16 protein-coding genes are annotated in these 21,629 nt (G+C 52.7%); 5 read left to right on the forward strand and 11 right to left on the reverse strand.

Going from position 1 to position 21,629, the window contains the following annotated elements:
- Window positions 1-122: 122 nt before the first annotated feature.
- Window positions 123-2,906: a calcium-translocating P-type ATPase, SERCA-type gene (locus AC0LWM_RS07995; protein WP_474674382.1), complete on the reverse strand. Its 2,784-nt coding sequence runs from the start codon at window positions 2,904-2,906 to the stop codon at window positions 123-125.
- 306 nt (window positions 2,907-3,212) lie between these two features.
- Between AC0LWM_RS07995 and AC0LWM_RS08000 the strand changes: the two genes are divergently transcribed.
- Complete coding sequence (locus AC0LWM_RS08000) at window positions 3,213-5,015, forward strand: Rqc2 family fibronectin-binding protein (RefSeq protein WP_474674383.1); 1,803 nt, start codon at window positions 3,213-3,215, stop codon at window positions 5,013-5,015.
- A 74-nt stretch (window positions 5,016-5,089) separates the two neighbouring features.
- On the opposite strand, the gene galU is transcribed toward AC0LWM_RS08000, so the two are convergent.
- The 9 genes from galU to AC0LWM_RS08045 all read right to left on the reverse strand — a co-directional run bounded on the left by galU (window position 5,090) and on the right by AC0LWM_RS08045 (window position 13,112).
- Window positions 5,090-5,974 (reverse strand): UTP--glucose-1-phosphate uridylyltransferase GalU, encoded by an 885-nt coding sequence (galU, locus tag AC0LWM_RS08005; RefSeq protein ID WP_474674384.1) that lies wholly within the window; start codon window positions 5,972-5,974, stop codon window positions 5,090-5,092.
- 27 nt (window positions 5,975-6,001) lie between these two features.
- On the reverse strand, window positions 6,002-6,859 hold the full coding sequence (locus AC0LWM_RS08010; protein ID WP_474674546.1) for a PHP domain-containing protein: 858 nt from the start codon (window positions 6,857-6,859) through the stop codon (window positions 6,002-6,004).
- Window positions 6,860-6,883: 24 nt separating this feature from the next.
- The gene (locus tag AC0LWM_RS08015; RefSeq protein ID WP_474674385.1) at window positions 6,884-7,807 is read right to left on the reverse strand and encodes a selenium metabolism-associated LysR family transcriptional regulator; all 924 of its coding nucleotides are present in this window, start codon (window positions 7,805-7,807) and stop codon (window positions 6,884-6,886) included.
- A 113-nt stretch (window positions 7,808-7,920) separates the two neighbouring features.
- The gene (locus AC0LWM_RS08020) at window positions 7,921-8,358 is read right to left on the reverse strand and encodes a hypothetical protein (RefSeq protein ID WP_474674547.1); all 438 of its coding nucleotides are present in this window, start codon (window positions 8,356-8,358) and stop codon (window positions 7,921-7,923) included.
- A 224-nt stretch (window positions 8,359-8,582) separates the two neighbouring features.
- Window positions 8,583-8,846, reverse strand: a complete 264-nt coding sequence (locus AC0LWM_RS08025; protein ID WP_474674548.1) for a YlbG family protein — start codon at window positions 8,844-8,846, stop codon at window positions 8,583-8,585.
- 61 nt (window positions 8,847-8,907) lie between these two features.
- Entirely contained in the window at window positions 8,908-9,354 is a 447-nt protein-coding gene (locus AC0LWM_RS08030) for a YlbF/YmcA family competence regulator (RefSeq protein WP_474674386.1), read from the reverse strand.
- A gap of 5 nt (window positions 9,355-9,359) precedes the next feature.
- Entirely contained in the window at window positions 9,360-11,207 is a 1,848-nt protein-coding gene (locus tag AC0LWM_RS08035; protein ID WP_474674387.1) for a helicase-associated domain-containing protein, read from the reverse strand.
- Between the two features lie 163 nt (window positions 11,208-11,370).
- Window positions 11,371-11,814 carry a CBS domain-containing protein gene (locus AC0LWM_RS08040; protein ID WP_474674388.1) on the reverse strand — a complete coding sequence of 148 codons (444 nt, stop codon included), beginning with the start codon at window positions 11,812-11,814 and terminating at the stop codon, window positions 11,371-11,373.
- Window positions 11,815-11,924: 110 nt separating this feature from the next.
- On the reverse strand, window positions 11,925-13,112 hold the full coding sequence (locus AC0LWM_RS08045; RefSeq protein ID WP_474674389.1) for an amidohydrolase: 1,188 nt from the start codon (window positions 13,110-13,112) through the stop codon (window positions 11,925-11,927).
- 284 nt (window positions 13,113-13,396) lie between these two features.
- Here AC0LWM_RS08045 and AC0LWM_RS08050 point away from each other — a divergent pair, with 284 nt between their 5' ends.
- Together AC0LWM_RS08050 and ftsW are read left to right on the forward strand one after the other, a co-directional pair.
- Window positions 13,397-13,741, forward strand: coding sequence for a YugN family protein (locus AC0LWM_RS08050; RefSeq protein ID WP_474674390.1), 345 nt, complete (start codon window positions 13,397-13,399; stop codon window positions 13,739-13,741).
- 15 nt (window positions 13,742-13,756) lie between these two features.
- Window positions 13,757-14,950 carry a putative lipid II flippase FtsW gene (gene ftsW / locus AC0LWM_RS08055; RefSeq protein WP_474674391.1) on the forward strand — a complete coding sequence of 398 codons (1,194 nt, stop codon included), beginning with the start codon at window positions 13,757-13,759 and terminating at the stop codon, window positions 14,948-14,950.
- A gap of 74 nt (window positions 14,951-15,024) precedes the next feature.
- On the opposite strand, the gene AC0LWM_RS08060 is transcribed toward ftsW, so the two are convergent.
- The gene (locus AC0LWM_RS08060) at window positions 15,025-15,411 is read right to left on the reverse strand and encodes an Asp23/Gls24 family envelope stress response protein (protein ID WP_474674392.1); all 387 of its coding nucleotides are present in this window, start codon (window positions 15,409-15,411) and stop codon (window positions 15,025-15,027) included.
- 135 nt (window positions 15,412-15,546) lie between these two features.
- Here AC0LWM_RS08060 and cax point away from each other — a divergent pair, with 135 nt between their 5' ends.
- Both cax and AC0LWM_RS08070 read left to right on the forward strand, forming a co-directional pair.
- On the forward strand, window positions 15,547-16,605 hold the full coding sequence (gene cax, locus AC0LWM_RS08065) for a calcium/proton exchanger (protein WP_474674393.1): 1,059 nt from the start codon (window positions 15,547-15,549) through the stop codon (window positions 16,603-16,605).
- Window positions 16,606-16,875: 270 nt separating this feature from the next.
- Window positions 16,876-21,519, forward strand: a complete 4,644-nt coding sequence (locus tag AC0LWM_RS08070) for a glycerophosphodiester phosphodiesterase family protein (RefSeq protein ID WP_474674394.1) — start codon at window positions 16,876-16,878, stop codon at window positions 21,517-21,519.
- The last annotated feature ends 110 nt before the right edge of the window (window positions 21,520-21,629 follow it).

Genomic DNA, 21,629 nt, shown 5'->3' on the forward strand with positions numbered 1-21,629 from the left:
TTACTTTGTATCATTTTGCATACCGCCCGTCCTGCGGGACAGACATCAATTAGCTCAATTTTACAGTAAATGGAGCACCAATTGCATTGACTATCCCGATGAATATTTGTACTATTTGACGATTAACGAACCATCGGTTTGGAACCGAACTTGACGGCTCCTTTGCCTTTGCGGGTTGGCTGAAGCACGCTGCCGAGCCCCATCAAGAATGTCGGTATGCCTGCGGCGACAAGAACGATGATCCAGTCTTGTAGACCAAGCGGAACGGTTTTGAAAATCGGCTGCAGCGCTTCGATATACAATACGCCTATCATCAGTAGCAGCGATGAAATGACCGCAAGAACAAGGTAGCGGTTTTGCAGCGGATTGCGATGGAAAATCGACCTCGAGCTGCGGCAGTCGAACACGTGGATCAACTGTGCCATAACGAGTGTTGCGAATGCGACCGTCTGCGCTTTCGTCAGTTGGGCGGAATCGCCGTTCGGCCCTCCTTGCAGCACCAACCAGAACGCCGCCAGTGTGCAAACGCCGATTAATATGCCCCGGCTAATGATTTTCCAGCCTAAGCGACGGGCAAAAATATTTTCTCTGGCCGGACGCGGCTTCTGCTGCATCAAGTCCTTCTCGGCCTGGTCGATGCCAAGCGCCATCGCAGGCAATCCGTCGGTGACCAGGTTGACCCACAAAATTTGAATCGGCACGAGCGGCAGCGGCAGCCCGGCGATCATCGCCAGGAACATCGTCAATATTTCGCCGACGTTGGAAGCGAGCAAATACCGGATAAATTTGCGGATGTTCTCGTAGATGCCGCGTCCTTCCTCTATGGCGGCCACGATCGTTGCGAAATTATCGTCGCCGAGTACGAGCGCGGACGCTTCTTTCGAGACGTCGGTTCCGGTAATGCCCATCGATATGCCGATGTCCGACGCCTTGATCGCCGGCGCATCGTTGACGCCGTCGCCGGTCATGGCGACAATATGGCCTTTGCGCTGCAGCGACTTAACGATTCTCAGCTTGTGCTCGGGCGAAACGCGAGCGTATACGTAAATATCGTCGACCTTCGCATCAAGCTCCTCATCGGACATTAACGCAAGCTGCTGACCGTTCAGCGACATGCCGCCCCGTGGAATGATGCCAAGCTGACCTGCGATCGCTTCCGCCGTCGTCTGGTGGTCGCCCGTAATCATGACAGTTTTGATGCCGGCCTTGCGGCAGGTGGAAATCGCTTCGCGCACTTCCTTGCGCGGCGGATCGATCATGCCCGTCAAGCCGACAAAGACGAGATTGCATTCCACATCCCCTTCATCCTCGCGCCGGTCCGTCGCTTTCAGGTCCCTGTAGGCCAAACCCAGCACCCGCAGCGCCGACTTCGCCATATCCTCGTTGGCGGCAAGCACTTTCGACTTGAGCGTATGCGTAAACGGCACGACTTTGCCATCCCAGAGGATGTATGCGCATTGGTTTAGAAGCATGTCGGGCGCGCCCTTGGTGCAAACGAATTGCCCGCCTTGATGCTCCACGAGAACGGACATCCGCTTCCGATCCGAATCAAAAGGAAATTCGCGCAATCTTTTGTATTGCGGCTGCAGCGACTTTTGCGTGACGCCCAGCTTGGCCGCCATAACGACCAGCGCGCCTTCGGTCGGATCGCCGTCCACCTGCCAAATCGCCTTCAGCGGCTCCTTCGTTTTCTTTTTCCGCTGCTCGGCAGGAAAAGCTTCGAACAACGACGCATTGTTGCACAATGCGGAGATTTGCAGAAGCCGGCGCAATGCCTGGTCGTTGCGAACATCTACCGATTTGCCGTTAGCAAGGAGTTGGCCCGTAGGCTCGTAGCCTTCGCCGGTCACTTCCAAATGCGAGCCGCCGATCCATAAATCGGTAACGGTCATTTTATTTTGCGTCAGCGTCCCCGTTTTGTCGGAGCATATCACCGATGCGCAGCCTAACGTTTCCACGGAAGGCAGCTTGCGCACGATCGCCTTCCGCTTGATCATCCGCTGCACCCCGAGGGCGAGCGCGATCGTAACGATGGCGGGCAGCCCTTCCGGTATCGCAGCGACGGCAAGGCTGACCCCGGCGAGGAACATCCCGTAAGCAGGCTGTCCGTGCATGATGCCTGCAATGACGACAACGATCGTCAGCGCGATCGCCACGATGATCAATATTTTGCCCAGCTGTTCGAGCCGGTGCTGCAGCGGCGTTTCCATCGATTCCGTATTCTGAATCAAGTCGGCGATTTTGCCCATTTCGGTTTCCATGCCGGTCCGAACGACGATGCCTCGGGCCGTTCCGCGCGTCGCCATCGTCCCCATGAATCCGAGATTCCGTTGATCGCCCAGCGGGATATCTTGCTGCGTCAGCGGCTCCGCATGCTTGTTGACCGGCACCGACTCGCCCGTTAATGCCGATTCCTCGACATAAAAGCTGTTCGTCTCGATCAACCGGATATCGGCGGGAATCCGGTCGCCGCTTTCCAAGATGACGATATCCCCTTGCACCAGCTCGTGCGCCGGCAGTTGGCATACCTTGCCGCCCCGGACGATTCTCGCCGTAGGTGCGGACAGCTCCTTCAAGGCGCGCAGCGAGCGTTCGGCGCGAAATTCCTGAATAAAGCCCAGAATGCCGTTAATTACAATAATCGCCACAATCGTGATGGCGTCGAGGTACTCGCCGAGCAGCCCGGAAACCAATGTCGCTCCCATCAGCACAAGCACCATAAAGTCTTTAAATTGATTGAGCAACAATGTAATCGGAGAAACCCGTTCCCCTTCCGACAATTCGTTCGGGCCGAATTGCTCCAGCCGCTGCTTCGCTTCATCCGCGGAGAGCCCTTGCTCCGAATGCAGATTCACTGCCGGCAGAAGCTCCTCCAGCGTCATTTGGTGCCACATTTTCCGATCCATTCTCCGTTCCCCTCCAGACGGAATTGCATTGTGACAAGCTATTCATCACTTAGGACAAATCTATTCAGACAAGCCGGAAAATATCCCAAAATAAACCCCACAAAGTGTAGTTTCGCTCCGTAGTGGATTCAGGTACTTTGCGGGGACCCCAGGAAACCTTAAACATCCCCCACAAAGTGTAGTTTCGCTCTGTAGTGGATTCAGGTACTTTGGAGGCTATTTTAACTTGTAACGAAACTTGCCCTTAAGTTTTGGCGGAAAGTATGGCATCATAGAGATGACTTAGATTGGCTTGGAGGAGAAAACATGGCTTTAGACGGAATCGTCATTCGTGCCGTCGTACACGAATTGCAGCAATGCGTCGGCGGGAGAATCAATAAAATTCATCAGCCGACTAACAACGACATCGTGATGCAATTACGCGCCCAAGGCGCAAACCATAAGCTGCTGCTGTCGGCTAACCCGACTTATCCGCGGGTGCATCTGACCCAGCAGCAGTTCGTGAACCCGCTGGAAGCGCCGATGTTCTGCATGCTGCTGCGCAAACATTGCGAAAACGGCGTTATCGAAACCGTCGAGCAAGTCGGCATGGAGCGCATCATCCGAATGACCGTCCGCCAGCGTGACGAGTTAGGCGATATCGGCGTCAAAACGATCATCATCGAAATGATGGGCAGACATAGCAATATCATATTGATCGAGCCGGCCACAGGCGTTATTCTGGACGGCATTCATCACGTAACGCCGGCGATCAGCAGCTATCGCGTCGTTATGCCCGGGAGCTTATACGTATCGCCGCCCGAGCAAGGGAAGCTGAACCCGCTTCATATTAAGCTCGATGAACTTGAATCGCTGCTTCGCGACAAAATTGTTGCCGGTCTTGCAAATGAGAGCGAGCAAGGACCAGTCAAGCTGGATTCGCTGCTCGTCCAATCGTTCAGCGGCATGAGCCCGCTTGTGGCGTCGGAATTGATCCATCGCAGCGACGCCCAGCGCCAGATAACGGCGGAAGCGAACGACGACCGAATTCGCGAGCACGCTCACGCCATCGCGCGCGTGTTCGTTTCGGTCATGCACGCCGTATCCGAAAACCGTTTCGAGCCGACGCTAATCCACGATGAAACAACCGGGAAGGCCGTGTTCTCCGCACTGGCGCTCACTCATCCCCGTGGTGAGACCGAAACGTTTAGCTCGATCAGCACCTGCCTGGAAGCTTTCTATGGGGATAAAGCGGAACGCGATACGGTGAAGCAGCGGACCTCGGATTTGCTTCGATTTCTGCAAAATGAAAAAACAAAAAACATCAAAAAGCTGGACAAGCTGCGCGAAACGGTCGCAGAAGCCAAGGATGCCGATAAATACCGGATTCTCGGCGAGCTGCTGACCGCATCCTTACACCTAATCAAGCGTGGCGATAAGCAGCTCGAAACGATCAATTATTACGACGAGGAACAGCGGACGGTCACGATTGCGCTCGACCCGCTGCTGAATCCTTCGGAGAACGCCCAGCGTTATTTCAAGCGCTACACGAAAAGCAAAAACAGCCTGATCGTCGTCGGCGAGCAAATCCAAGCGACTCACGACGAGATTGCATATCTCGATTCGCTGCTCCAGCAGCTCGACCATGCGTCGCTCTCCGATATTGACGAAATTCGGGAGGAGCTGATCGGACAAGGCTATATCCGCGACCGCGCCAAAAAATTGCGCAAGAAGAAAAAAATCGACCGCCCGGCGCTGCATTGCTTTACGTCCAGCGAAGGCGTGCCGATTTATGTAGGGAAAAACAACACGCAAAACGAATACGTAACGAACCGTCTTGCACAAGCAAACGATACGTGGCTGCATACGAAAGACATTCCCGGCTCCCATGTCGTCATCCGCAGCATCGAGTTCGGCGACAAAACCCTGGAAGAAGCCGCTCAGCTTGCAGCTTATTACAGCCAGGCGAAAACATCGAGCCAGGTTCCGGTCGATTACACGTTGATCCGCCACGTACGCAAGCCTAACGGAGCCAAACCGGGCTTCGTCATTTACGATCATCAGAAGACGCTGTTCGTCACGCCCGACGAATCGCTTGTCAAGCAATTGCCCGTTGTCGTGAAGCAATAAAATACGCCGTAAAAATAAGAAGCCCCCGCTCCACTTCATAGTGGCCCGGGGGCTTCATCATACCTTTATTCTTATCATGAGTCCCAGCGGCGCATCAGCGACCGCATATATTCCTTCAATTGCGGAGCCAATTCTTCGCGCTCCAACGCAAATTCGATCGTCGCCTCGATATACCCCAGCTTGTCTCCCACATCGTATCGTTTGCCTTCGATGCCGTAAGCAAGCATCGGATGTCTCCGATTCAGCTCGCGAAGCGCGTCGGTCAGCTGGATTTCGCCGCCCCGTCCAGGCTTGCACGTCCGCAAAATATCGAAGATTTCGGGCTGGATAATATACCTCCCGATTACGGCCATATTCGACGGCGCCGACTGCCGGTCCGGCTTCTCGATCAGGTCGGCGATATATCGATGTCCATGGACCGTCTCGGCTTGCGCGTCCGGCGAAACAATGCCGTACCGGTGCACCTCTTCCCATGGAACCTGCTGCACTGCAACGACGGATGTTCCGGTTTCGTTATGCAAATCGATCATGCGCTTCAAGCAAGGCGGCTCTGACGAAATAATATCGTCGCCGAGCAGCACGGCGAACGGTTCGTTGCCGATGAACTTGCGCGCGCAGTAGACGGCATGCCCGAGTCCCAGCTGCTCTTTTTGCCGGATATAGTGGATATCGGCCATATTGGATATGCCGCGCACAATGGACAGCAGATCATCGCTGCCTTTGTCCTCAAGAATCGCTTCGAGCTCCAGCGACTTGTCGAAATGATCCTCGATCGCCCGTTTATTCCGACCGGTAACGATAATAATATCTTCGATGCCGGAAGCGATCGCTTCTTCCACGATATATTGAATCGAGGGTTTGTCCACGACCGGCAGCATTTCTTTGGGCTGCGCCTTGGTCGCCGGCAAAAATCGGGTTCCGAGCCCTGCCGCGGGCAATATTGCTTTGCGTATCGCCATTCGTCCCATCCCCGGTATCAATTGTCATTATGTATTCTTGCGTTTGTTCAACTGCTTCAATATATCGATGCCGGTCTTGCGGTCCCCGATATACGCATGGAATAATTCGCCGCCGCGCTCCCCGTGGAAATCCGAGCCCGCCGTTGCGATCAGCCCGTGCCGGGCGGCCATTGCCGCATATCGGGATTCATCCTCCGCCGTATGGTCGGAGTGGTAAGCCTCAATGCCGTCGACGCCATACCTAATGATCTGCTCCACCAGTTCATCGTCATGGTATAGGCCCGGATGGGCGATCACCGGCGTCCCTCCCGCTTCCCGAATCCAATCGACGGCCTGAAAAGGCGTGATGCGCGGGGGGTTAATATAGGCTTTGCCGTCGCGACCCAAGTACTTGTCGAACGCTTCGCTAACGGAGCTGACATATCCTTTGGCAAGCAAAACGGCGGCGATATGCGGCCTTCCGATCGTCTCCCCCTTCTCTTGCTCCTTCGATGGATCGGCTTTTCCCGCATGCTCGATCACTTCGGAAAGCGTCACGTCCAGACCAAGCTGCTGCAGCTTCTCGATCATCATCTCGTTTCGGCGGTCGCGCGTATCGCGCAATTGTTTGAGCCGTTGCAAAAAAAGCTTATCGCGATAATCTATGTAATAACCGAGAATGTGAATGTCTTGTCCGTTCGCCACCGTGCTGATTTCGACGCCGGGCACGATTTCGATGCCGAGCTTCTTGCCGGCTTCCATCGCTTCTTCGATGCCTGCCACGGTGTCATGATCCGTAATCGCCAGCGCGCTTAATCCAACTTGCGCTGCAAGCTTGACGCTCTCCGACGGCGCATGAACGCCATCCGATGCCGTCGTGTGCGAATGCAAGTCGACATATCGCATCGTATCCATAAACTCCTCCATTTGTCATAGCCACTGGCTAATGTCGCGTTCGCGCAAAAACGATAAAAACGTCACCGCCGAGATCGGCAGTATCGTTGTATTTAAATAAATAGCGTAAAATTTCCGTGTGAACGAAAACCCGTCGATCGAAAGCACCCGAACAAGCCCTAAGGCAACCTCATGCTTGACCGAGGACGGCGAAATAATGGAAATGCCCAGCCCGGCTTCGACCGCCGATTTGACAGCGCCCGTACTGCCCAGCTCCATAACGATGTGCATCTGCCGCGGATCGGTTTCGTTGCGCATCAGCTCCTGTTCCATCACCTGACGCGTTCCCGAGCCTTGCTCGCGCAGCACAAACGGGTATTTGAGCACATCCTCGATCGAGACGACGTCTTCCGGCGTAGCTCTTTCGGCCAGCGGATGGCTGGACGGGACGATCAGCTTCAGCTCATCGTTCAAAACCGCTTCCAGGTGAACGTCGGGATGCTGGACCGCCGCTTCGATCAATCCGAAGTTAAGCTGATGGTTTAATATATCCTCCAAAATTTGCGAAGTATTCATCACTTTCATGCTGATCGAAATGTTCGGGTACTCCTGGCCGAACGGCCCTAACATCCGCGGCAAAATATATTCGCCGATCGTTAGGCTGGCCCCAAGCTGAAGGCGCCCTTTCAGCATCTTCGTAAATCTGGACATCGATATGTCCGCTTCTTTAATCAACTCGATGCTTTTGAGCGCATACGGCATTAGCGTCTTGCCGGCCTCGGAAAGCTCGATTTTTTTCGTGGAGCGGTGGAACAGCTTCGTCCCGAAATATTCCTCGAGCGCCTGCACCTGCATCGTCACCGCAGGCTGCGTCATGTGCAGCGATTGTGCCGCGGCGGAGAAACTGCCTTTTTCGGCAACCGTATAGAAGATGTGAAGCTGATGAAAACTTAGCGCCATTTCCTGCTCCTTCCTTCAGCTCCGCTGAAAACTTAATCTTTCAAATATTATATCAAAACAAAACAAAAAAGGGGATGAAGCCTAATGACTGCATCCTCTTTCTTCCTAATGCTTCATTTTCTTTTGCGGCTGTTTTTGATCAATGTCATTCGCCTGGAATGGCGCAGCCATGAATAATACGATTTCAAATCCCGCAATTCAATCGTTTCCGACATACGGCCGAGAAAAGTAACGATAATCATTTTGTGCAGCGGATTGCCGGCAATATCGAACTCATTGTCCAGCATGGAGAACTCGGCGACGACAACGAGATCGTCCTCGATCAAATAAACATCCTGCTCATTGCGGTAATAGGATTCGATCGTTCCTTCCCGCAGCTTCTCCCATAAAAACGCTGCAATGTCCTCATAACCGGTTTTTTCGCTCTCCACCCGGTCGGCCCACCTGCTTCTGGCATGGTTGGTGATGACAATATCCGCGACTTTTTTGTCTCCTAAGACGACGTAAAACGGCTCATACGTATTCCAGCGCTCCATCATTTTGTCCTTCATCATCATACCTCTCTTTCACCCTGAAGCAGGTCTTTATACCTAATATCGCTATGTATATATACCTAAATATATATTACATCATTTCAATAATTTTTCCAACAGAAACAAGGTGATCTTGCATCGGCGAGCGAATATCGCTTCATATCGTGTTGCCCATGCCTCGGCACCGAACAAAAAAACGCCCGCCGGCCACAAGGCCAGCGAGCGATCGTTCAAGTCATGTTCTAATACGTATAAAACCGCGTTTTATCTGCAGAATCGCCGTCATATTCGGTCGGGATTTCGTTGCGGTATGAGCGCTCGACTTTTTTGACAAAACCGAGTCTTTGAATATTGCGTATCGTATCTTCCGCACGGTCTGCATTAACATACATCGCGACGTAATGCATTTTACGCGACATGTAATGAACGGAGCCGTATTTCTCCAAGTTCCGCGCCGCCTTCAAGTCGCTGACCCATACGATGAGTCCTGTCCGTTCAACAATCATGTAAACCCTCTCTTCCCCCCATGCCGCGATGATTCCTAAACCGGGAGCTTTCCAGCGGTCATTACCCGCAGTTGCCGCTGCAGCCTCCGCCGCTGCCACAACCTCCGCCTTTCGGATTAGGATCGTTGCTTGGCACTTTTATCGATTCGGATACGGCATATGCAATCGTTTCCGATACGCCGTGAAGCAAATTGTCGAGAACTTGTTCGGCCATCTTGAACCGGCGAACCTCTTCGAATTCGGCCAGTCGTTGTTCCACCTCTTTCACAGCATCCTTCGCCTTGTGATATTCCGGGTGGAAATGGCCGAAGCGCTGGCACTCCTCGAACATCTCTTTTTTCTTCTCGAACAGTTTGGTAAGCTGCTGAATGCTTTCGTTCTGCTCCACTTGCTGTTTCCAATATAAATAATCGGAAACTTCCGTAGAACCGTTTATTAAATCGCCTAGTTCATAGGCGTTTGATACTAACGACACCATATCGATCGTATAGTTGTCGGCAATATGCATAACGATCATCCCTTTTCGTTGATTCCCGGCAATACGAGCTGCATTTCCTCCCACTCGTCGGGCATCAGATTGCGCTCCTCCGCTTGCAGCATACCGGATACGCTCCATGCACCGGACTGCTCGTGCAGGCGCGTCGGCACGAACTTGATGTCGTTTCCGCTCATCCTCAGCTTCAAGTGCGTTCTCCATTCGATCGCTTTGCGGATCAATTGCTTGCGGGTCGAATGATGATAAGTGCGGCAATCTTTCAACCAGGCGGATGGCAATGCGTCGTACTCAGGATATATTTCATCTAAGCTTGGAAACTTAGTCTCAATATCATAATACTGCACCGCACATTTTGTGTAAACAATCGCTTTCATCTCTTGGCTGTTTATTTCATTGAAATTTTTCCCCCGCCCGCCTGCACTATGATGCAATTCATCCAGGTTCGGGTACAGATTCTGAGATGAAACGTCATTCATAACATCCTGTTGCGTAACCTGCGCAACCCATTCCCCCACAGTCGCAAGGACATTGTCGGGAACCCCGTATTTGGCGTTCGCCGTCAACAACGCCAGTATATGATGAAGTGTACGACCGTTCCTTACAGCACGCTGAATGCTATCCTTCGTCAGCCGGTACGTTACGGCGTGATCGACCGCAATGCGTTCTCCGATCAATTCCAGCTCCCATTGGATAAAATAAGAAACCCCGGGCGGAACGATAATTTCAAAATCCGGTTGAACGAAAAGTTCGTCCTTCTTGTCGGCTTCCTTAAGCGGCGCAATATACCTAAATACTTGTATCGGCTTACCACCGTCCTCCGCCGGAGCATATCCGAGTTCCGCCCACCCGAACGATGCCAATTGACGCAACCAGCCAAGCATCAACTCGAGTAAGGCATCTTCCTTTATTTCCGTCGACAGACCGTTTATCCGATGCCAATCCATTAATCGGCTGACCGGCGTCCAATCCGCTCCCAACCCGTCCACTGAGGCAAAGGCAAGCGGTTCGAGCCCGGGCGCCGCGTATATTCTAGCGTACAGCAGGTGCAGCTCTTTGCGCATCTGCTCAGGGGTTAAACGCATCCACTCGCATAGCGCCGCCGGATTTATGATAACGGCATCCTTCGCTTGCTCTGCAAGCTCAAGCTGAAAGAGTACTTCGCATACGAAGGCAACCGCGGAATCATTGCTATACTGCAACTGCGCATTCGATGCCAACATGACGCAATCTTTCTCTTTCAGCGCCAGCTGTTCGGCCAAACGTTGCACGCCTTTTTTGTTGAACGTACCTTTTTGCGTGAAGGGCAATCCTTTGTTCGCGATCCATACCAACGTATAAAACAGTTCTTGCTCGAGGCTGCGCTTCGGCTGATCGGTTACCGTAACGCTGCGCCAATGAAGCGCGAGCGCGTTCGGCTCTTCGGGCTGCGCCACAGGGTTACCTGCCAGGAGCTTTAGCATAATTGCGTACGTATCGGTCGGGAGCACATACAAATATTCTCCCCACGATTTGCGCAGCGCGAACAGGATACCGTGACGCCTAAGCCCGGCAAGACCGACTTTAAGCTCCGCTCCGCTTAGCAGTCCGTCGGTTTGTTCGAACATTTCATGATCTTGTTTCTCTAGCTGACGCATTTCAAAAGGGCGCGGACCGAAGCGTTTCACGATCCGTTCCAGCGTAAGCTTCTCCAATTCGCTTATCGTAGCATAGATGGCTCTCAGCCGGCCCTCATCTCCTACAAGTCGCTCAAGCGAAATATCGGAGCTGTCCGGCTCGGCCAATTCCACATCCGCATAACAAGGCGATTTCGCGATAACCGCTTGCGCACGCATCGGCAGTCGCCGTATAAATTCATAACTCTTCACTTTTGCCAACCTGCCTTTTTATCGTTCAATCTTGCAAAATAACCCCACAAAAGTGGGGTCTGAATTCGAGTGGATGCGGAACCTTGCGGGATACGAAGCGATCTAAAAAAGAAGTCCATTTTCACGAAAGTGAAAACGAACTTCTTCGCCGGATCGGCTGCTTTTATTGCATTGTCGCAAACGTTTTGTCGCTCTCGGAAATTTGACTCAGCGCTTGTCCCGCTTCATCCTCGAATTTCGAACGAACGGCAAGGTCTCCGATCGCCACGACGCCGATCAATTCGCCGTTATCAACGACCGGCAAGCGGCGGATTTGCTCTTTGGCCATCAGCTTCGCGGCCTCTTCTACGGTAGTGGAAGATGGAACTGTCTTGATGTCCTTGCTCATGACTTGTTCCACGGCGCCTGAGCCGGAGCGCTTCTCGGCATACCCGCGCACGACAAGGTCGCGGTCGGTTACGACGCCGATCAACTTTTTACCTTCAACGACGGGAATAAATCCGATATCATGCTGCTTCATTTTAAGAGCGATTTCGTAAATATTATCTTGTGTCGTAACCGTCACGCAATCGGTTGACATGATTTGTTTCAACGTTAATCCTGACATGGGGTTCCCTCCTGTTCGAGATGGATCCGAAGAGGACTCGCTTCGGAAGCTCATACAGGAATAGAATTGCCCTAAATTCATCAACTCATGCGGCGCGGCGCTGGCAATTGTTACGAACGGCCGCTTTTGCCCATGTAATCCAATGCCATTGCCATTAATAATTTGGCGGCATTCAGCATGGCGCGCTCATCGATATCGAACCGCGCATGGTGATGGCCGTAAACCGCTCCGATATCCGGGTTGCCCGCTCCGACGAACATGAAGCACCCCGGCACACGCTCCAAGTAATAGGCGAAGTCTTCGCCAGCCATAATGGGATTTGACTCTAGAACGTCCGAAGCGTCGAACAGCGAAGGCGCTACGCGGAAGAAACGTTCGGCCTCCCGCGCATGGTTGATGACCGGCGGATAACCCATCCGATAATTCAAGTTGTACTTTGCGCCGAACATCGCGCACGTTCGGTCGATGGTCTCTTCTACGCGCGAACGAAGCAACTGCCGAACCGGCTCCGCGAATGAGCGGACCGTCCCGCGCAGGATCGCCCGTTCGGCGATCACATTAAACGCCGCGCCGGATTGGAACGTCCCGACCGAAACGACTGCAGGGTCAAGCGGGTTGATGTTGCGGCTGACGATCGTTTGCAGGTTGACGACGAGGTGGGAGCCGATCACAATGCTGTCGGTCGTTTCGTGCGGCAGTCCGCCGTGTCCGCCCTTGCCGAGTATTTCGACCTGAAATTCGTCCGCTGCGGCGAAGAACGGTCCCGGTTTTGTACTTACCTTGCCATAAGGAATCGGTGTCCACAGATGAACGCCATACACGGCGTCCACGCCCCCGAGAACGCCGTCCTCGATCATTGAAATCGCCCCGCCGGGGCTAACTTCTTCGGCGTGCTGGAATATGAATACGAGTTGTCCGGGCAGCTCGTCCCGCAGCTCTGCGCAAATTTTGGCGACTCCGAGCAAGGTCGCGGTATGGGCGTCATGTCCGCAAGCGTGCATGACGCCGGGAACGGTCGATTTATATTCGCATTGTTTCTCGTCCTGGATCGGCAGCGCGTCAAAATCGGCTCTCAGCGCGACCGTCGGCCCAGGCAGACCGCCCTGAAGGCGGCCCACAACGCCGTTGCCGCCAACGCCTTTCTTGACCTCGATCCCCCAATCGGACAAGAGGCCGGCTATCGTCGCGGGAGTGTTCACCTCTTGAAACGAAAGCTCCGGATATTGATGGAAATGCCGTCTCCAAGCAACGATTTGCGGAAACAGTTCTAACAACTTCGCTTCAAAATGTCGAATCATAATATACCTCCGGTTTCACGGTTACGTACATTTTAACAGAATGACGGACCTTTTAGGAAGCCGTGAACATGACATAAAAAAGTCATAAATCGTCCCGAATCGAATTTGCTTAAGGCTTGCACTTGTTGGGGAAACATACTATCATGATTAATGAAGAATTGCCCAATACGCAAGCTTTTCAGGCATATTCGCATTCGCTTGGAGCCTGATCTTTACACAACAAGCGTAGGCCTTGCCGATGCAACCGAGGCGTACGTTCATTACATTTTTTAGGAGGACTCTACATGTTAATCGAAAACACTGGACTTGTCGGATTAAAAAGCGAGCTGTCCGATTTGGACGATGCGGCTGGAAAGCTCGGTTTCGTCCGCTGGCAATGGGAATATTACAGAGCTACGTACGATTTGAAAATCGAAGACCATTCCACGAAAAGCGAATATTTCGCTCGCTTCAGCACTCGTGCCGTCGAAGGCAAGCTGGAGCAGCCTCATGCGGTGCTTGCGATCGAAGCGGTTTACATCGGCAAAGCGACTTTCCCGCACGGTTTGGAATACGAATCGCCGGTGCCTGAGCAAGTACTGAAGATCGCCAACCAGAAGCTCGCCGCGCTGAAAAACGAACTGAGCTAGATCAGGTGGAAACCGATGAATCCGACGCGAAAAGGTACGCCGGATTTCCTCCTGCTCATTCTGACCCTGCTTCTGGTCGGATTCGGCTTGGTTATGGTATTTAGCGCAAGCTCCAGCATTACGGTCGCTGCGGAAAAATACCGGTACGACGCCCTTTACTTCACGAAAAAACAGATGACCTGGGCGGCGGTCGGCATGGTCGTCATGTTCATTTCCATGAATGTGCGGTACACGTTATTCAAGAAGCTCTTTATTCCCTTTTTTGCCGTTGTCGTGATCATGCTCATCCTTGTATTGATTATCGGCGAAACGAGAAACGGGGCAAAAAGCTGGTTCGGCTTCGGCGGATCGCTCGGGGTTCAGCCGACGGAATTCGCGAAGCTTGCCATCATTTTATATTTAGGCGCATTGATCAATAAGAAAGGCGAAAAATTCCGCGACTTCAAGAAGGGGCTCATCCCCGTCATGGTCATCGTCGGTTTTGTCGCCGGGCTTATTATGCTGCAGCCCGACCTCGGCTCCTGCATTATTCTTGTCGCGTGCGCAGGGGTCATTATCGTTGCGGGCGGCTGCAATCTTAAGCATTTATTCGCTTCGATGGGCGTCATTGTCGCCATCGCCAGTATATTTATCAGTATTTCGATGCTGCTGCCCTCTTCGGATGAGAAGAAAGAGGAGAACTACCGGGTCAGCCGGTTTACCGCCTTTCTAAATCCGCTGGAAGACGAGCAGGGCTCGGGTTATCAGCTCAAAATGTCGCTTGAAGCGTTCGCTCACGGCGGCGCGACCGGCGCAGGCTTCGGCAAAAGCGTACAAAAGCTGTTTTATTTGCCCCTAGCCTACAACGATTTTATTTTCGCTATTATCGCCGAAGAGTTCGGCTTTATAGGCAGTATGTTGTTTATATTGACTTACCTGTTGTTTCTGTGGCGAGGACTTATCGTCTCGTTGCGATGTCCCGACCCGTACGGGACCTTGGTCGGCGTCGGCATCATCGGTCTGTTCGGCATTCAAGCGCTGATCAATATCGGCGGCGTATCGGGCAGCATTCCGATGACGGGCGTTACGCTCCCGTTCATTAGCTACGGCGGATCATCGCTTCTGATTTCGATGTTCAGCATCGGCATCTTGCTCAGCATTTCCAGGGAGTATAACCGCGAACCGCAGCAGAAAAAAACAACCGGGCAACGCCGCCCGCTTCACGGCTAAAGCTTACATAAGCATAAAAAGACTGCATGTCGCTCGGGCAGGAGGACATGCAGTCTTTTTATGCGGCGAAAAGATTATTTGACCCGGTGCTGCGGGTGGACTTCGTCCGTTTCTTCTTCCTTGAAAGCAACGCCTTCGACTTTAACGTTCACTTCCACTACGTTCAGGCCTGTCATATTTTGTACCGATTCGCGGACATTATATTGCAAATCGTGGCATACCTCTTGAATTTTCGAGCCATAATGTACAATAACACGCAGATCGATAGCCGCTTCCAGCTGGCCTACTTCAACGGAGACGCCTTTTTGCACGTTTTTGCCGCTTAGCCGCTTGGCAAGGCCTTCGGATATGCCTCCGGACATCGCTGCGATTCCTGGGGTTTCCAAAGCTGCCAAGCCTGCGATCGTTGCTACGACATCATCGGATATGCGAATTAAACCTGTTTGAAGCTCTTCGGACATACTTGTCACTCCCCTTCTTCCATATAACTTTATTGTAATCGGAAAGCTATATGGGCGCAAGTTTACATTCTTTTTCATTTTCGATATAGTATTAAAGTGTTCAGTGAGAAATCATTAATTGGAGTGTGTGTCGAATTGAAGCAGAAATTGTTTTATCTTGTGCTCATCGCATCCTTCATCGTGAGCGGTATCGCTCATTATGCGGGATGGAACACGATGCTGCAGTTCGTTTTTTCCGCGATCGCGGTTATTTTCGTAGCCGGATTTCTCGGAAAAGCGACGGAAAGCGTATCGCATTACGCAGGACAGCGTATGGGGGGATTTCTGAACGCAACGTTCGGTAACGCGGCTGAGCTGATCATCGCGATTTTCCTTGTCAAAGAAGGCCTCTACGACATGGTAAAAGCGAGCATCACCGGCTCTATTATCGGCAATATGCTGCTTGTGCTCGGATTAAGCTTGTTTCTGGGCGGCCTGAAATTCAAGGTACAGAAATTTAACGTCATGCTCGCTGAGCACAATGCTTCGCTCATGGTTCTGGCCGTCATCGCACTGTTCATCCCTGCCGTCTTCGTATTTTCCGGCAAGCTGGATGTAAGCAAAACCAATTTCCTCAGTTTGACGGTAGCAGGTATTCTCATTCTGGCATACATACTATGGCTTGTTTTCTCTATGATTACACATAAGGCCCATCTCTCGGATGAAGAAGCATCCGCCGATCACGGCGAAGAACCGATGTGGTCGAAGGGCAAATCGATTATCTTCCTGTTTGTCGCGACCGCTATGGTTGCCTTCGTCAGCGAGTGGCTCGTAGGCACGCTTGAGGAAGTTTCCCATACGTTCGGCATGTCGGAATTGTTCGTCGGCGCGTTTCTCGTTGCGATTGTCGGCAATGCCGCGGAGCATAGCGCTGCGGTGATGCTGGCGATGAAGAACAAAATCGGCGCCGCCGTCGAAATTGCGATCGGCAGCAGCTTGCAAATTGCGCTATTCGTCGCCCCGGTCCTTGTCATCGTCAGCTGGCTGTTCGGCAATACGATGAATATCGTTTTTACGACCGTTGAATTAGCCGCGATTGCGGTGAGCGTGTTCATCGCCAAGTCCATTTCGCGCGACGGCTCGACGAACTGGTACGAAGGAGTCCTTCTGCTTATCGTATACGTCATCCTCGGCATCGCCTTTTTCATCTATTAAGAATAAGCATTCAAGAAGCATGTTCCGCGAAAGAGCAGCCCTATCGGCTGCTCTTTCGTTTTGTCCAGAACTCCTATTTCTACGCGAATTATTTTTTTAATTTTCAAATTATTAAAAATTATTTTACTATTTTTCAACCTTATTCATGGACCCTTATGGTAAAATTAACTTGCTTCGAACGATTATTCAAAAATAAGGAAGGGAGGCGAAATGATACCAGAAAGGTAAGTCCGTAATCAAATTCAATATCGAACGAAAGGAGCCGTAAGAATGAGGAGGAAAATTATCGCGTTTTTGTTAATTGGAGCTTTAATCGGAGGCTTATTCAACTTGGGTACTGCCGGAGCAGCCGGCAATTCGGACAACCCTGCCGAGCGGATTTCGCTTGGCATAAGCAAGACGTTAACCGCCCCGATCATCGACGGTTTGACCGAAGAGTCCATGTGGAACGTATCGGAGCCTTTGACGGTTCAATCCGGAACGGGAACATTTCAACCATCCGCATTCGGCATGCTGTGGGACTATTCTTATTTGTACATAGCGGTGAAGGTCGAGGATGATTCCCTGATTCACGATGGAAGCGGTTATTGGTTCGAACAGGATAGCGTCAACTTGTTCTTCGATCCGACGCTGCATCAATCAGCGCCATACATTGGCGGCGATATGCAGATCGGACTCGTCTACCAGCCGAATACGACGACGCCCGCCTTCTACTTTGGCGCCGCTCCCAATCATGCCGGCAAAGACGAGAAAAGAATTTTGCGCGCCATTCGCACGACCGAGAACGGATGGTCGGCGGAAATCGCCGTTCCGTGGGATATGCTAGGCTTCGATCCGATCAAGCAGCACGAGCTTGGCATGCAGGTCGGGGTGACCGACCGCGATTCGAAGGAAACGGCCGGAACTAGCAGCATGTGGAGCAATTTCAACGATGTGGGCACGTTCTGGAACGATACAAGCGGTTTCGGCACAATCAGACTCGAAGACGATAACCCTGCCGTCGGCCAAGTAAGCGACTTGCTGCTGGATGAAAGCTTCGACGGTTATGCGACGGGCGATACGCCCTTCGGTTGGATATCGGATACGAATGCCGGAAGTTCGCCGATGACCGTAGTTCAAAACACAGACGGTACGAACGGGGTGCTCGTGTTCAATGGCAATGCCGCCGGTAAGCAGGCGCGGATATCCGCTCCGGTGCAATGGGACAACTATATAGTCGAGGCTGACGTTACGTTCCAGGCGGTACTCGACGATTCCAGGTGGGCGGCTATCATGTTCCGCGTACCGGCGAATGGCAAGCAGCCATACAACCAAATGGCGGTCAGGAAAAACGGCGCTTATGAAATCGCTTACAGAAAGCCGGACAACAGCTGGTCCGTTCCGGTGAAAGGAACTTGGGGCAAGCCGCTCGCCGCGAATACGGCCTATTCGTTGAAGGTTCGCGTATTCGACAACAACGTAAAGGAATATATCAAAGCGGCGAACGATCCGGATTATACTTTGCTGACCGACCAAACAATGAATAGCGAATTGCTGTTGCGCGGCAAAATCGGATTTCAGGCCGATCAAAGCAAAGTTGCATTCGATCATGTCAAGGTGACCCGGGTTAGCGCCACGCAGCTCGACATGAATGTTCCGGATACGCTTGAGGCTTTGAGCGGACCGGCTACGGCGGACTTTACCGCAACGTTCTCCGACGGCATTACGGAGCCGGTACCTGCGGATCGCGTGAAGCTGATCTCTTCGGACGAGAACGTCATCCGGATTGTCGACAACCGGATCGTGCCTTTGAACGAAGGACAAGCGCGAATAACGGCAATTTACTCGAACAATGCAGCAGCCGAACGAACGATCACGGTCACGCCGTCCGCGACAGGGGCTCGGGTCGTCAAATTATATCATGACAAAGGCTATTTTCTCACCGACGCGGGCGAAGCCATCGATCTTGCCTCGCTTGTATTCATGGCAGAGTTTAACAACCTGACTTCGGGCACGCTGCAGGGCAATGCACTGAATTGGAGCTCGAACGATGAAGGAGTGACAATTTCGGACGGCAAGCTGACCGGCGTGGACAGACCTGGCGTATTCAACGTCGCCGCGGAAAAAGACGGCGTTACCGCTACCGTCGTCATTGTCGCGAAAAACAAATCCGATTCGGAATATGTGCTGTATGAGGAAAGCTTCGACTCCGTACCGGACGGCGCGATGCCGCCGGGTTGGGCCCGGATCGAAGGCGCGACGCCGGCCAAAGCGGCCGTTCGGAACGGCGCATTCATTCTTGATGCATCGGCAAACCCCGATAATCCGTCGCGCGTGCTGCTGCCGAGCTATCTAGGATTGTTCGGCGATTACCGGATCGAGGCCGATGTCACGCACGAAGCCGCCAACGAGCCGACACGCTGGCATTCGATCATGTACCGGATCCAGAACAACAATTATCCTTATTACCAAATGGCGGTCAGGCAAGGAGCGACAGCTGCGAACGGCGTCGAGTTTGCGGAGCGGACGCCCGCGAACGAATGGAACGTCATCGATCGTTCCGCCTATTCCGAACCGATCGATGCCGGGAAAACGTATCATTACACGGTGAAAGCACTCGGTAACCGGGTACATCAGATGATCGACGGAACGATTGTCAACGATACGGAATATGCGACCGCCTACAGCTTGGGGAAAATCGGTTTCCAAGCGAACGGCAGCCGCATGAGGGTGGATAATGTGAAGGTGACGCTGCAACAAAACGCGCTTCCTCCTCTACCCGCCGATCGTTTCGTAAACGTTACGGAGCCGCAAACGGCGATTGCGCTTGCGCCAACCGTCGCCGCGACCGTTAATAGCGCTGACGACTTATCCAATGTCGTCGGAGCGGCATCGCCGCCTGCTACCGTTGTACTGCATGTCAATGAGCAGCTCGAGGTGACAAGCGCGTCCGGAGACCGCATTGTCGGTCCGCTGCCCTCCGTTCTGGATACGATCGGTACGCGGAGCATGCCGGCTTTTTACGTGAAAGATGAACAAACCGTTCTTCGTCTGGTCGCCTGGTTGAAGGAAGTCCGGCTTGAAGACGCGTTTATCGTTTCCAACCAGGGGCAGCTCGTGAAGAAAGCGCGGGAAGCTTACCCCATCATCCGCGGCATCGTCGATTTTGAGTCAATCGGCGAATGGACGAAGGAAAAGCTGATGGACATCCGCCGCCAAACGAACGCCAGCCTCGCCAAGATCGCCCTTCTTCCGGCGAATGCCGCTTCCCGGGCGAACGTCGCTTATTTGCAGGAGCGGCTGATCACCGTTTGGGCGAAAACCGAAACCGCATCGGATGTAACCGTAGGCGTGAATGGCGAATCCGATTCGTTGGCCATGCACCGCCTAATTACTGCAGGCGTTAACGGCATCGTCACGGACAAGCCGGATGCGGCGCTTCAAGCGCTTGGTCTATATTCGAACAATACGACGCTCATACGCAAGCCGCTTATCATCGGCCATCGCGGCATTCCGGCCATGGCTAACGAAAACACGCTGGAGAGCGCGTTATTAGCTGCCCAATACGGCGCGAACGTGATTGAAAACGATATTTATTTGACCAAGGACGGCCAAATCGTTATCATCCACGATCCTACGCTCGAACGGACGACGAACGGCACGGGCAACGTGGAGGACTACACTTTGGCTGAGCTGAAAGCACTGAAGGCGAACAAGCAGTTCCCGGCGGAATACCCGGATGCACGAATTCCGACGCTTGCGGAATTTTTCGACGCGTTCAAAGGAACGAACATCCTCCATTTCGTGGAAATTAAAAGCTACAAGCCGGAAATCGTCGATGCCCTCGTGAAGCTGATCGGTGAAAAAGGAGTCGAAGATCAAGTCACGGTCATTTCGTTTAGCGACCAGCAGCTCAAATATTTGGGCCAAAAAATGCCGGGTATGTCGCTTGGTTTCCTGACTGGCGGATATGCGAACGAGGACAATATCGGCAAAGCGCTGCGCGCTTCGCTCATGGCCATCCAGCCGATTAATGCGACGTTTAATACGAGCTATCCCGGACTTGATAAACTGTTCATGGAAGCTTCCAAACATCGAGGGATTTCGATTTGGCCGTGGACCTTCCGTGACAAGGGTACATTCGTTCATTATTATCAGCTGGGAACATACGGATTAACGACCGATTATGCGAATTGGGCGGCAGACTGGGCTGCAAACATGGAGCCGCTGCAAGAGCAGGTCAAGTTGACAGTCGGCGATAGTGTCGATCTGGCCGCTGTCATTGAAACCTACAAAGGGGACAAAACGGAGGTCGCACCTACCCTCGTCGTACTGGACGGCCAACAATCGGTCGAAGTCGCAGGCAACCATGTCACCGCGATTGCGCCGGGCACTGTCCACATGCTGCTCCGTTATACGTTCGTAACGGATGCCGGCAACAGTTACGATCTATACACGCAGCCGGTTTCCATCGAAATCGCGGAGAAACAGCCTGAGGCGAAGTACACCGCAATCGGCACGATCGTCGTGCCGGAGCAGCATGCCCTTCAGGACTTAAGCGGATTTACCGTCCAGCTCCTAAGCGGCAACCGCGTCATCGGTGAGACGGTGACCGATGCGCAGGGCAAATACGCGATTCCGTTCAACGACCGGCATGCATACAAGGTTGTCGTGACGGCCGATGCGTACGTAACGAGCAGCCAGGTTGCCGTACCGTCAGCTATTCAGGACGCGATCCTAACGGTGAAGTCGATCACGATGTATATAGGCGATTTCGACGGCAATGGCCGCATCAACCTTGCTGACGTAAACCTGATAACCGGAGCGGTTGGGCAACTACCCGAAGGCGACAACGCCCGGTATGATACGGACAAGAACGGCGATATCGACCAAACTGATGTGGACACGGTCGTCGGCAACTTAGGCCGGAAGTAGCGAATCTCCAATAGGATATATACCTCACATAGTCTATTGACGAATAAGAGCAGCCTCTTCAGAGGCTGCTCTTATTGCCAACATATAGATTCATTCCAATGTATCTTCAT

This window comes from Paenibacillus sp. sgz302148 (assembly GCF_056120465.1).